Genomic DNA, 13,065 nt, shown 5'->3' with positions numbered 1-13,065 from the left:
CTTACTCAAATAAATGACCGAGCCCGTAAGATTTAATTAATTCATTAAATAACTTTTGGGCTTTTTTTGCAGTTGCTTGATCCGTAATAAGAGCTAGATCTCGAAGCATCTTTTCTCTTCCATGTGAAGAAAATGGATCTACATTATTTTTCTTCAAATACGTAATAATTTGCTGAGCTTCATTATTTGATAATGAAAAACCATATTGATTACTATAATGAAGTAATTCCGGAGCTGTTAATTGTGCTAACTTCCTACGAATCATTTCTTTTATAAAATTGGACATTTTAAAAATACTCCCCTTTTTATATACTCTTTTACTGTATGCGCAAAAATAAAAAAATCAACTTGTCTCCCATAAATTCTCCCTTCCATTAAATAACACCATTAATTTATGTGAAATTCCATATCCTAAAGATGCACCTCATTATTTAGAAAAAGGAGGTCTCGGACTATGGATCAGTATCCAAATAATGGAATGAAGGATGTAGAAAGAGCTCCGAATTATGGTGAGCAGAGAAAAAATGAAGATTTCGTTGGAATTGAACCTGACAGTTCTAGAGACGAAGAATTTGCTGCAGAAATGACTGCAGATGATTACGATCCAGATGTTACAGATAATGATACGGATATAAATTCAACATTCGGTTGGGTTGGGATCGCATTATCCGTTATTTCGTTCTTTATTTGGCCGGTAATTTTTGGCGCTGCCGGTATCATTCTCGGGTTCATGTCGAGAAGTCGTGGAGCGGATACATTAGGGAATATTGCCATTGCAGGTGGGGCAATCTCTATCTTAATTACCCTTTTTGTATTACCGTTTGTGTAGACAAAGGGCTATCTCAGCCCTTTCAGGCTGTCGAGAAAGTATCTCGGCAGCCCATCTTTATTTAGAATATAGCTCTTCTTATCCGCTGTATTTTATAGTAGGAGATTGGAGTAAATTGTTCGAAACGCAAGCAAGGGTGAGTTATTGTCGCTTATTCAGAAAAACGTACTAGTTGCATTCGTAATATTGACAGGAAAGACTTGCAAAAAAGCACAGGAGATTCTCTAGAAGAGAAAAGCGTTATTTCGGCTCCTTGACTTTTATTATGTTTTAATCGTAAATGGGAAAGTAATAAAAATTCCCAATTTCAAGTTGATATGGATCTGTCTTTGGATTAATAACTTGAAAATCAATTAAAACTTTTTCAATATTCAACCTATTTAACTGATGTTTATTTATTTCTTCAACTATACTTAGAACAGTATCCCCTGTTTGGACTTTTATCGGTGTGACATGGTAATCTGTATGTAACACTTCAGATTCTTTTTCTTGGAACGGTGTTGTCTGTACATTTGAAATATCCTTATAAACGCTTGAAAGAAACAAGAAAATAATAAACCAAATGGCTGCTTTTTTTAGGAAATTCATCAGATCTACTCCTTATTATGAAACAAATCATTGCTGTTTTACGTATATACGTACTATAGGAGAGAGGGGGAGTTTTTTTGAGTGTTTTTGATTTGGAATGGATTGGAATCATTATTACTGGTTTTGCTACCTTGTTTTTAATTGGCGAAGTGCTTGTTAATATGCGTGGAATTTTTGCGTTATTAGGTATAGGTTTTATTACGGTATATTTTGGTGCCTATGTTGAAACAGGCTCGTTCATTATTATGCTTATTATTTATTTTGTAGGATTATTACTTATCATTATTGATGGAAAATTATTAAATGATGGAACACTTGCTACGATTGGATTAGCTTGTATGTTAACAGCAGTAGCGTTGCCTGCGCCTAATTTAGCTTCTGGTTTATATGCTGTGCTTGGTGTACTGCTAGGTGGCGGAGCTTCATTCTTTTTCTTAAAGGTATTTAAAAGAAGAGATATGTGGAATAAATTAACCTTAACAGATCAACTTACGAAGGAAGCAGGCTATAATTCCATGAATCAAAGCTATGAACAACTTTTAAATAAAGTGGGAGTAACACTAAACGATTTACGACCGGTAGGAACGATTCGCATTGAACAAAAGGACTATAGTGCTGTGTCAAATGGTCAGTGGATTAGTAAAGATACAAAAGTAAAAGTAGTTCAAGTCGACGGAACGAAAATTTTAGTTGAAATAATAAATGGTTAGTTGCTGAACGTGAAGATAATCGACAAGATTTTAGATAATCTTAGAAAGATTATCTTTTTTATTTGTGCGCCAGGCATGGCGACTATCTAGGTGGTGAAAGTCCGCTGTGAGGGTACACATCAACCAACCACTAGAGAACCGCAAAGGTGTTTATCGTGAGGTGAAGGCTGAAGGAAGCGTGTATCAAAATCTTGGCTCGACGAACAGAAATCTGATACCAAGGCTCTGTAGACGGACAAGGCTCCCAAACAAGCCAAAGTCCAAAAGATGTGCGTGATGAGCCGCGTCGAGCTCCAGCGCCCAGAAACGAGGCGAATTCACGAATCGCCCTAAGCTAAGTCATCATCGGCTCGCAAGCTCACCGTGATTTCTTTATCTCCATTAACTCGCTCCAGTCGCTACGTTTCTAATCGGGCGCTAGCGCTTTTGTTCTTTTTGTTTATTTGTTCATCGCATGGAAAGCATGAAGTAGTAAATACTAAAAAGATCTATTAAATGTAGCTGAATGTAAATTTAATGTTAAATATACCTTTTAAACCTTTACAAAAAGTTTATATATAATTAATATTGGTATGGTGTGACAAGATTCAACATGAATGGAAGGGTAGGTATAAATTTTGGAAATTGATGTTCAAAAACTGATATTTGAATTTATCGGCGGACTGGGTATTTTCCTTCTTGGTATAAAGTTTATGGGAGAAGGGTTACAAAAGTCAGCAGGGGATCGTCTTAGAGATATACTGGATCGCTTTACAAGTAACCCATTTATGGGGGTATTAGCTGGTATTATCGTTACGGTTTTAATTCAAAGTAGCTCTGGTACTACTGTCTTAACAGTCGGTCTAGTAAACGCAGGCTTTATGACGTTAAGACAAGCAATTGGTGTAGTTATGGGTGCTAATATAGGTACAACAGTTACTGCATTTATAATAGGTATTGATATTGGTGCTTATGCGCTACCGATCATTGCTGTAGGGTGTTTTCTATTATTTTTCTTTAAAAGTCAGAAAGTTAATGCAGTTGGACAAGCAATCTTTGGATTTGGTGCATTATTCTTTGGATTAGAATTAATGAGTAGTGGTATGAAGCCATTGCGTACACTAGAAGCATTTCATGAATTAACCGTTAATATGAGTGAAAACCCAGTTCTTGGTGTAGTTATCGGTACTGTCTTTACCGTTGTTGTACAGAGTTCAAGTGCCACAATAGGTATTTTACAAGGTCTATTTGCTGAAGGAGCAATAGAACTAAAGGCAGCCATACCCGTTCTTTTTGGAGATAACTTAGGAACGACAATAACTGCAGTGCTAGCATCTCTAGGTGCAACTGTTGCTGCAAAACGAGCAGCGTATACTCATGTAATCTTTAATTTAGTTGGAGCTACCATCTTTTTACTCCTACTTGGAGTTTTTACGCAAATTGTTACGTTTTTACAAGGACAGTTTAACTTGAACCCGGAGATGACAATTGCGTTTGCTCATGGGACCTTTAATATTACAAATACGATCATTCAATTTCCATTTATAGGCGCTTTAGCTTGGTTAGTTACTAGGATTATTCCAGGTGAAGATACAATTGTAGAGTATAAACCACAACACTTAGATCCGATATTTATTCAGCAATCATCGACCTTGGCATTAGATCAGGCGAAAGCAGAAGTGATTCGCATGGGTGAATATGCTTATAAAGGCTTAGAAGAAACAAATAAATATTTAAATACACAACTTTCTAAGCATTCCGAAATGGCTATGCAAATAGAAGGGGCTTTAAATAATCTGGACCGAAAAATAACAGATTATCTTGTAGAACTATCGGCAGAATCACTTACGGAAATAGAAAGTGCGAAACATTCCGCACTCCTTGACTCCGTTCGAGATATCGAAAGAATAGGCGATCATTTTGAAAATATTGTCGAATTAATTGATTATAAAATGTCTAATAAAGTTCAATTAACCAATCATGCTCAGGAAGATCTAAATGAAATGTTTGAATTAACAACGTCAACAGTAAAACAAGCCGTTGAATCTCTCCAAAGTATGGACAGAGAAGAGGCACTAGCTGTGATTCAAAAAGAAGATAAAATTGATAAAATGGAAAGGAATTTCCGAAAGAAACATATCATTCGTATGAATGAAGGTAAATGTACTGGATCAGCTGGAATTGTTTTTGTTGATATCATTAGCAATTTAGAGCGAATTGGAGACCATGCGGTTAACATTGCTGAAGAAGTATTAGGTGAATAATAATAACGTATGTTTAGTTTAACAACTGTCGGAAATGCTTTCTGACAGTTGTTTTTTATACTAAGTAGAAGTTAGCTATCTCAAATTCAAATGAACTGCAAGAGCTACGTCATTGTCGTTTGCGGAAAAGAAAATCTGTGTGAACAAGCATTATTCAACCGGAACTTGAAGAAAGCCGTTCACTTATCCATGGTGAGTTAAGTGAAGGGGAGTTATTTCGTGAAGTTCTGTTAGGAAAATTCTGTAGAAAAACGGGTGACTTCCGGCCCCTGTAGTATGGTTTTCAAGAGGTGACTCAGCGTTACGTCTGCTCACACAAACACAGGAGTTACTTTACAAGTTATAAGGTAGTATTTACTAATTAATAAAGGAATTAAAATTAAAATTTTCTAACTTTAAATTTTGTATTGAAAAACCTTTGATAAGATGCTATAGTAAATATTGTCGTTTTAACAGCGATACATACATAAGAAATTGCGATTATGATTTTTTGAAAAAAATATTGACAGATGTTGTTGAACATGGTAAATTATATCTTGTCGCTATAATTCGTTGAAAGTAGTCACGATAACATTCCACAGTAGCTCAGTGGTAGAGCTATCGGCTGTTAACCGATCGGTCGTAGGTTCGAATCCTACCTGTGGAGCCAATTTGGCGGTGTAGCTCAGCTGGCGAGAGCGTACGGTTCATACCCGTGAGGTCGGGGGTTCGATCCCCTCCGCCGCCACCATAATATAACAATTAATCTGAAGCATGGCGGTCGTGGCGAAGTGGTTAACGCACCGGATTGTGGCTCCGGCATTCGTGGGTTCGATCCCCACCGGTCGCCCCATAAACAATTTTAAAATGAGAAGGACCCTTAGCTCAGTTGGTCAGAGCTATCGGCTCATAACCGATCGGTCGCAGGTTCGAGTCCTGCAGGGTCCACCATAAAATTATTTGGAGGTATACCCAAGTCTGGCTGAAGGGAGCGGTCTTGAAAACCGCCAGGGGTGTAACAGCCCGCGGGGGTTCGAATCCCTCTACCTCCTCCATACATATTTAGAGTAGATTTAGGCTCGGTAGCTCAGTCGGTAGAGCAAGGGACTGAAAATCCCTGTGTCGGCGGTTCGATTCCGTCCCGAGCCACCATTCAAACAAGCGGTGGCTTGTTTTTTTATTTTCTCAAGAAAATAACGCTTTTTATAATTTGGTAAAAAAATGCATGCATATAATTTGCATCAGTATAGTAGCTTTGATAATCTTGCTTTAAAAGGGTGAATATTCGATCCTTTTTAATAAAATAATTTTATTAGGAGGAAGTTATAATGGCAAAATTTGAATTACCTGAACTACCTTATGCTTACGATGCACTAGAACCTACTATTGATAAAGAAACCATGAACATTCACCATACAAAGCATCATAATACGTATGTAACGAAACTAAACGGTGCTTTAGAAGGACATGCTGATCTTCAGAATAAATCTGTTGAAGAGCTAATAAGTAATCTAGATGCTGTTCCGGAAAGCGCGCGGACTGCCGTACGTAATAATGGTGGCGGCCATGCAAACCATAGTCTGTTCTGGAAAGTATTATCACCTAATGGTGGTGGCGAACCAACTGGTGAGCTTGCTGATAAAATTAATGAAAAGTTTGGCAGCTTTGATAAATTCAAAGAAGAATTTGCTAATGCTGCAGCAGGACGCTTCGGATCAGGTTGGGCATGGTTAGTTTTAAATAATGAAGAATTAGAAATAATGAGTACACCTAATCAAGACTCGCCGATAATGGAAGGGAAAAAACCTTTATTAGGTCTTGATGTTTGGGAGCACGCTTACTATCTTAAATATCAAAATAAACGCCCAGATTACATTTCAGCTTTCTGGAATGTTATTAATTGGGATCAAGTAACGAAAAACTATAATGAAGCGAAATAACAAAAATAATTGAATAGAAAAGGCATGTGGGGGGATTCGATTCCTTCATATGCCTTTTTTTATCTATAATTGTCAAGAAATGATGAATGTAAGCTTAATGAATAGATTGTTATATCCTTATCTTTAATTAAGGCTTCTTTGCATATCTGTTACTCATTTGTTCAAACTATTAATGACTTGAAAAGGAGTATGGAATATGCGAAAAAGCCTATCACTTTATCAGGGGAAATTAGACATTGATAAGGATTTATTGTTTTTACTTGTTATTGGTGGACTATATTCTTTAGGGATATTTTTATCCAATACATTTGTAAATATATACTTGTGGAAGCAATCAGGGGATTATATAACCATTGCTGTATATAATTTAGCCATTTATATTTTTCAACCATTGACGTTTATTGTGGCTGGAAAATTAGCTAAGAAAGTGGATCGAGTTATTGTATTACGTTTAGGGGTAATTTTTTTATCTCTCTTTTTTTTGAGTGTATTAATTATTGCTGAAAAAGCATCGTACTATAATTTTATGCTAGGTAGTCTTCTTGGTATTGGTTATGGTTTCTATTGGCTAGCATTTAATGTACTTACATTCGAGATTACTGAGCCAGAGACTAGGGACTTTTTTAATGGATTTTTAGGAGTGCTTCAATCCTTTGGTGGAATGATTGGACCGTTATTAGCTGGGACTATTATTGCTAATTTGGAAGCAAATATCGGATATACAACAATTTTTACGATTTCTTTTATTTTGTTCATTTGCGCAGTTATCTGTAGTTTCTTTTTGGCAAGGAGAAAGGCAGAAGGAAGCTTTTATTTTCGACGGGTATTAGCTGAACGATCACATAACAAAAATTGGAATCGTATATTAAATGCACATATTTTTCAAGGATTAAGAGAAGGGATATTTGCCTTTGTTATCTCCATATGGGTGTTTTTGATTACACAAAGTGAATTTTCATTAGGGATGTTCAATCTAGTGTTCTCTGGTTTATCCTTTGTTTTTTATTTTATTGGGACGAAAGTTATCAAGCCTTCCATGAGAAAAAAAGCTATCCTTATCGGGAGTCTTATCCTGTATTTCTCGATTACAATTATTATTTTTGAGATTAGCTATGCACAGCTAATTATATATGCAATTTGCATTGGGATCGCTTACCCAATCATTACTATACCATATGTCTCTTTAACCTATGATGTAATAGGAAAAGCATGGAAGGCAAAAGAGTTACGTGTGGAGTATATCGTTGTCAGAGAAATGTTTGTCAATATCGGAAGAATTACTTCCATTTCTGTTTTTTTAATTGCTGTTTCTATTTTTCCAGCTGAAAAGGCAATCCCATATATATTAGCCGTTTTTGGTGCTGGGCATATTTTTATCTATTTATTCGTCAAGAACATCTACTTAGGAAGTAAGCCAAAAAAAGAAGTATTAATTAAAGAGCAATTAACAGACGAAAAAAATAGATAAATGGATGAAAATAAAGAGGGATAAATGATATAATGAATAAGGTTTAAAATAAATCTAATTTCGTATGGGGGAGAGATAATGGGGAATAAGAAAAAAAAGAAAAAAACGCAACTTCCCTTCCGAATTAACATATTGTTTTTTGTTGTGTTTCTAATGTTTACAGTGCTTATTTTACAATTAGGAGTTGTACAGATTTTAAACGGTGAAGCTTTTCAGGAAGAAATTGATCGAACGGTAAAGGATACAACAAAGATACCCGTTCCCAGAGGTAAAATATATGATAGTAACCATAATGTTATTGTAGACAATAAACCATTGTATTCGATCACGTATACACCTGCAAAAGGAACGCAGGCAGAAGATCGATTAGAAGTTGCTGAAAAATTGTCGAAGTATATTTCCATGGATGATGAAAAAAAATACCTTGATAAATTAACAGAGCGCAATAAAAAAGAGTATTGGTACTTAAAAAATAAGGAAGAAGCTGACAATCGCTTATCTGAAAAAGAAGCAGCAGATTTAGATAATGCTGAACAGTATAATACGATTCTAGATCGAATTACAAAAGATGAAATCTCCGGTTTTTCGAAACAGGAGCTTGAAGTAATTGCAATTAAAAAAGAATTAGATAAAGCATATTCGCTTACGCCGCAAATAGTTAAAAATGACGATGTCACCGCAGAGGAATATGCTAAAGTTTCGGAGCACTTGGATGTTCTACCTGGAGTTAATGCAACGACTGACTGGAATAGGGACTTTCCTTTTGGTGAGACGATCAACAGCTTACTAGGTACTATTACAACACAAGAGCAAGGGATCTTGGCAGAAAAAGAGCAATATTACCTAACAAGAGGTTATAGCCGTAATGATCGGGTTGGAAAGAGCGGACTTGAGGAATATTATGAGGACGTATTACGAGGAACAAAGGAACAAATTCAGTACACGACTACTAAATCAGGTGAAGTTGTTGGAACAGAAACGGTCGTTGAGGGTAGCCGAGGTAAGGATTTAGTTTTATCTATCGACATGGAATTTCAGGAAGAAGTGGATAAAATAGTACGAGAGGAATTAAAAGCTGCCGTTCAGAGCCATCCCTATGACAATAAATATTTAAAGGATGCACTTGCCGTTGTTATGAATCCACAAACAGGTGAATTATTAGCGGTTAGTGGACAAACCAGAGATGGAAATGAATACAGTAACGCTGCATACAAGACGTTGTATGATGCGCATCGCCCTGGTTCTATTGTAAAGGGTGCAACTGTACTTGCAGGCTTAGAATCAGGCGTGATCTCACCTGGACAAAGATTTAATGACAGTCCGATAAAAATTTCAGGTACCCCGAAAAAAGGTTCCTACAGCAGCAGTATTGGGGTAGTTGATGATCAAGATGCGTTGAAACGCTCGTCCAACGTCTACATGTTTTATATCGCATTAAAAATGGGGGGAGAGAATCGCTATCCCTTCCCAAATGGAAATAAAGCGTCGTTTAATACAGAAGCTTGGCAGAAAATGCGTAACTATTTCCAGCAATTTGGTTTAGGCGTGAAGACTGGTATTGATTTTCCTTATGAAAGTGTTGGCTTTGAAGGGGATTCGATGAATCGAGCAGGACTTTTAATGGACTTTGCTATTGGACAGTATGATACGTATACCACGATGCAATTAGCTCAATATGTGTCGACGATTGCCAATGATGGCTATCGAGTTCGTCCGCATTTTCTAAAGGAAATTCGTGAACCAAGTAAATCAGGTAAGGATCTTGGATCCATCTATCGTAGTGAGAACACGGATATCTTGAACCGTGTTCAAATGGATCAATCCTATATAGATCGTGTGCAGGAAGGTTTTCGGAGAGTGTTCCAGGAGCCAGGAGGAACTGGTTATGGGTACTACCATAGTAAAGATTATAACGCTGTAGGGAAGACTGGTACGGCGCAAAATGAAGTGTATAAAGATGGCAAAAAGTTAGCGGAGACAGAAAATCTATCTCTTGTCGGTTATGCACCATATGACGAGCCAGAGATGGCATTTGCGATTATAGCACCAGATACAGGCAAGGGTACCTCCTATAAGATTAATCATATGATTGGAACCCGGATTTTAGATGCATATTTTGATTTGAAGGAAGAGCGAGACAAAGAAAAGAATGAAGAAAAAGAATAAAGTATTACGTAAAGTGCAAGTCTACGAAGACTTGTACTTTTTTATACTCTAGGAAATTATAACAGTCCATATGTATAAATGTGGGCATGTTGTGCGGTGTCCAGCTCCAGCGCTGAGAAACGGTGGCGACTTCACGAATCGCCTTACGATATAAAGTCATCATCTGTTCGTAAGCTTACCGTGATTCCTTTATCTCCGTTGAATCGCTCCATTCGCTACGTTTTTAAATGGGCGCTTGCGTTTTGTTCTCCCGCATATAACTGTCAGTAAGCCCCTAGTTTAAGCAATAAAGTAAACCCAATATGGATAAGTCGTGGATCTATTGCTAGTACATGTCCGATTGGTTCAAAGGCCATTAGGTCAGACCCTTGTGGTACTAGCAATCAGTGGGGGATAAAACAAAAATCCCAAACTGATTGAAGTTTCACTTTATAAAATTTTACATGTAATTAACATTAAATCAATAGCCATTTCATACCTGTCTGTTAAAGTATAGATAAGCAATAGCTAGATTAGATAGGAGGGAAAAGCCAGATGAATACACGTGGACAATTTCATCATGAAATAGAGGAGATTAATCAAGATATCATACAAGTGGCTAAATTAACAGAAAAAGCGTTGAATAATGCCCTGAATTCCTTATATGAACAAGATATAACCTTAGCAAACCAAGTAATTGAAGATGATAAAGAAATAGATAAAAAGGAAATAGATATTAATGATAAAGTTATCTTACTTATCGCCAAACAACAGCCAGTAGCAACGGATCTTAGAAGATTAATTACCGCATTAAAAATTGTGACGGATTTAGAACGAATGGCTGATAACGCGAAAAATATTGCCCGTTCAGCAATTCGTTTAGGAGAAAACGGGGAGACATTATTACCACACGGTTTAGCAAACATGCAAACATATATCATAGAAATGTTGCAGATAGCAATGGAGTCATTTTCCAATGAAGATATCATCTTAGCGGCACAATTATCAGAAATGGATGATAAGGTAGATAAACAGAACAAATTAATCATTAGTGAGCTTCTAGGAGAAACTGCTACAAAACCAGATAAAATTCAATATATTATGCAAGTTGCCTTTTGTGCACGATATTTAGAAAGGTATGCTGATCATATTACCAACATTGGTGAAAGCATTTTATATTTAGTTAAAGGAGAGAATTTTAATTTAAATTAAAAGAGGCTGGTACAAAACATAACTTCTTTACTCAAAATACGAATAATCATATTATCAATAGGAGATCATCGCCGCACCGTGAAACTATACTCGTTTTCCGCGGGCACGGCCTCAGCTAACTTGGTAAAGAAAAACACGTTACCAAGTGGATCTTCGGACTCGTGCTGTTCCCGCCGGAGTCTCGCTTATTTCAGGTGCTAAATGAATGATTCTGATCAATAAACGAACGATAATTAGTTTCCAACCAATCATCGTTCGTTTTTAATTGCTTCTTCATTCTTTTGTCTCAGTCTCTTTTTAAATACGTTAGTGGCTAATCGAGAATGTTAGTTAGCCACTTATTTAATCGTGCATTCCTTACTATTATTTAGTGATTGCCTCTGCTATTTGATATGGACCCATATCTGTATTTAATTTATACTTACCGATTTGCACGCGTTGACTATAGTCATTTTCTTCTAAGTAATCGCTAAATTCAGAAGCATCTTTAATTAATTTGTTCTCTTCTAATAAGGAACTTATTTCAGATGAGGCCATCCCTTCTTTTATATGTAAGGTATACGTTTTGGGACCTTCCTCTTTTTCCGGTGATTCCTTTGCTTGTTCTTTCTTCTGTTCTTGATTTTCTTCTTTGGTGTTTTCTTTTTCAGCTTTCTCCGTATTATTGGAATCTTGTTTTTTAGCTGCATCTTCTTGCTCTGTAGTCTTAGCAGATTGATCATTTTGTGTAGTAGTAGAAGTATTTTCATTCGGTGGAGTTTTCGCAGCTTTTTCTGGATTATCATTGACAGATAAAGCAACGTACTCTGAATTGGATAAGACATGATATCCTTTATCTTTGACTAGAGAAATCAATTCTTTCTCAGAAATACCTTCAACAGTCTTTGTATCGCCCTTAAATAATAGATAAGTGGCTAACATAATAATCCCTGCTGTAAGAAGACCAATTGCAAATACTCGTACAGGTTGTTTCATTGTTTTCTCCTTTAATCCCTTTATTTATTTTCCAAATCTTGTGCGAACTCTTCTGTAAGCAATTCCTCTTCCAGGATTTTTATTTTCTTTTTCATTTGATATGTATCCTGCATCGTAGTAATGGAGAACTGCTCTAATTGACTCTCTACTTCTTCCATACGATCATTTAAGAAATAGGACAATGTTAGTAGAACTAGTCCAATCACAATGATGGTAATGATTGCATAGACCATGTAAATACCTCCTTCTTATTCATTATTAGTTATAACATAAATGAGTAGCTAAAAGCCATTACCAATTAAATTTTTTCGACAAAATTAATAGAATAGTCCCGATTTTTGCTGAATTAAAGCAGATTAACAGGTCCTAAGAAATGAAAATAGAAATGGAAATGTGAGTACAACGACCTGGTGTATAATTTGCTGTTTAAACGATTACACTACTTATTACGTGATAATAAAGAATTTTGGAAGGAGTTACAGCAATGGGTGAATTCAGTCATTTTCGATTTGGCCAAAAAGCACCAAATAATGGTGTATATATCGAAATCGGTGAAACGGGGAGCAGTGTCACGGATCCCAAAATAATAAAATTAAAAGCGGGAGAAAAATTCCCGCAAACAACAAATCATAATCGAGTTTGGACATATGATAAAAACTAGAAGAAATAAGTGAGATACCTCCTGATTTTGGATTTCGGGAGGTATTTTTACATGAATAAAAGCATTTCATTAAGTGCATCTATGAAAAAAGAAGAAAGAAATGAATTTTTAATATAAAGAAAATCCGAATATATAAAGTAATATTCGGGAAGTCATTCGAAATTTCTTCGTTCACTTTTTGGAGAAATAGAATGGGACGGATTGCTCGTTTATCTTTGTAAGTTAAGAAAGTATAAATTCAGTGCAATGACTGCGTTAAGCCAAGTAGTTATTTTGAAATGTTTGATGTATATTGGCAATGCTCCGACGAATTAC

The 13,065-nt window shown here is 36.1% G+C and carries 12 protein-coding genes and 6 tRNA genes; 14 read left to right on the top strand and 4 right to left on the bottom strand.

Features of this window, described 5'->3' with window-relative positions; genetic code table 11:
• Nucleotide 1: 1 nt before the first annotated feature.
• Nucleotides 2-286 (bottom strand): DUF2624 domain-containing protein, encoded by a 285-nt coding sequence (locus Q1A47_RS08395; protein WP_026681165.1) that lies wholly within the window; start codon nucleotides 284-286, stop codon nucleotides 2-4.
• A 168-nt stretch (nucleotides 287-454) separates the two neighbouring features.
• Between Q1A47_RS08395 and Q1A47_RS08390 the strand changes: the two genes are divergently transcribed.
• A complete protein-coding gene (locus tag Q1A47_RS08390) occupies nucleotides 455-829 on the top strand; it encodes a hypothetical protein (RefSeq protein ID WP_026681164.1) in 375 nt (124 codons plus the stop codon).
• Between the two features lie 270 nt (nucleotides 830-1,099).
• Here the strand turns inward: Q1A47_RS08390 and Q1A47_RS08385 are convergent, their stop codons facing one another.
• Nucleotides 1,100-1,417, bottom strand: a complete 318-nt coding sequence (locus Q1A47_RS08385) for a hypothetical protein (RefSeq protein ID WP_034678965.1) — start codon at nucleotides 1,415-1,417, stop codon at nucleotides 1,100-1,102.
• 77 nt (nucleotides 1,418-1,494) lie between these two features.
• Between Q1A47_RS08385 and Q1A47_RS08380 the strand changes: the two genes are divergently transcribed.
• The 12 genes from Q1A47_RS08380 (at nucleotide 1,495) to phoU (ending at nucleotide 11,114) form a co-directional block, all read left to right on the top strand.
• Entirely contained in the window at nucleotides 1,495-2,127 is a 633-nt protein-coding gene (locus tag Q1A47_RS08380; protein WP_026681163.1) for an NfeD family protein, read from the top strand.
• A gap of 617 nt (nucleotides 2,128-2,744) precedes the next feature.
• Nucleotides 2,745-4,370 (top strand): Na/Pi cotransporter family protein, encoded by a 1,626-nt coding sequence (locus Q1A47_RS08375; protein WP_166530585.1) that lies wholly within the window; start codon nucleotides 2,745-2,747, stop codon nucleotides 4,368-4,370.
• A gap of 574 nt (nucleotides 4,371-4,944) precedes the next feature.
• Nucleotides 4,945-5,019: transfer RNA gene (locus Q1A47_RS08370), tRNA-Asn, on the top strand.
• Between the two features lie 4 nt (nucleotides 5,020-5,023).
• Nucleotides 5,024-5,100 (top strand) — tRNA-Met (locus tag Q1A47_RS08365).
• A 26-nt stretch (nucleotides 5,101-5,126) separates the two neighbouring features.
• A tRNA-His gene (locus Q1A47_RS08360) sits at nucleotides 5,127-5,202 on the top strand.
• Between the two features lie 21 nt (nucleotides 5,203-5,223).
• Nucleotides 5,224-5,300 (top strand) — tRNA-Ile (locus tag Q1A47_RS08355).
• Between the two features lie 11 nt (nucleotides 5,301-5,311).
• Nucleotides 5,312-5,404: transfer RNA gene (locus tag Q1A47_RS08350), tRNA-Ser, on the top strand.
• A gap of 21 nt (nucleotides 5,405-5,425) precedes the next feature.
• A tRNA-Phe gene (locus tag Q1A47_RS08345) sits at nucleotides 5,426-5,501 on the top strand.
• A 176-nt stretch (nucleotides 5,502-5,677) separates the two neighbouring features.
• Nucleotides 5,678-6,289, top strand: coding sequence for a superoxide dismutase (locus Q1A47_RS08340; protein ID WP_026681161.1), 612 nt, complete (start codon nucleotides 5,678-5,680; stop codon nucleotides 6,287-6,289).
• Nucleotides 6,290-6,485: 196 nt separating this feature from the next.
• The gene (locus Q1A47_RS08335; protein ID WP_166530586.1) at nucleotides 6,486-7,757 is read left to right on the top strand and encodes an MFS transporter; all 1,272 of its coding nucleotides are present in this window, start codon (nucleotides 6,486-6,488) and stop codon (nucleotides 7,755-7,757) included.
• A 78-nt stretch (nucleotides 7,758-7,835) separates the two neighbouring features.
• Entirely contained in the window at nucleotides 7,836-9,923 is a 2,088-nt protein-coding gene (locus Q1A47_RS08330; protein ID WP_166530587.1) for a penicillin-binding protein 2, read from the top strand.
• A gap of 534 nt (nucleotides 9,924-10,457) precedes the next feature.
• Nucleotides 10,458-11,114 carry a phosphate signaling complex protein PhoU gene (gene phoU, locus Q1A47_RS08325; RefSeq protein ID WP_166530588.1) on the top strand — a complete coding sequence of 219 codons (657 nt, stop codon included), beginning with the start codon at nucleotides 10,458-10,460 and terminating at the stop codon, nucleotides 11,112-11,114.
• A gap of 363 nt (nucleotides 11,115-11,477) precedes the next feature.
• Here phoU and Q1A47_RS08320 read toward each other — a convergent pair whose 3' ends face one another.
• Nucleotides 11,478-12,089 carry an endolytic transglycosylase MltG gene (locus Q1A47_RS08320; protein WP_034678961.1) on the bottom strand — a complete coding sequence of 204 codons (612 nt, stop codon included), beginning with the start codon at nucleotides 12,087-12,089 and terminating at the stop codon, nucleotides 11,478-11,480.
• A 20-nt stretch (nucleotides 12,090-12,109) separates the two neighbouring features.
• On the bottom strand, nucleotides 12,110-12,322 hold the full coding sequence (locus Q1A47_RS08315) for a hypothetical protein (RefSeq protein ID WP_034678959.1): 213 nt from the start codon (nucleotides 12,320-12,322) through the stop codon (nucleotides 12,110-12,112).
• Between the two features lie 251 nt (nucleotides 12,323-12,573).
• Between Q1A47_RS08315 and Q1A47_RS08310 the strand changes: the two genes are divergently transcribed.
• Entirely contained in the window at nucleotides 12,574-12,750 is a 177-nt protein-coding gene (locus Q1A47_RS08310; RefSeq protein WP_080668671.1) for a YjzC family protein, read from the top strand.
• Nucleotides 12,751-13,065 lie beyond the last annotated feature (315 nt).

This window comes from uncultured Virgibacillus sp. (assembly GCF_947495635.1).
Taxonomy (GTDB): domain Bacteria; phylum Bacillota; class Bacilli; order Bacillales; family Amphibacillaceae; genus Virgibacillus; species Virgibacillus salarius.
Note: the sequence above shows the minus strand (reverse complement) of the source record. Positions and strands in the feature narration are given on the sequence as shown.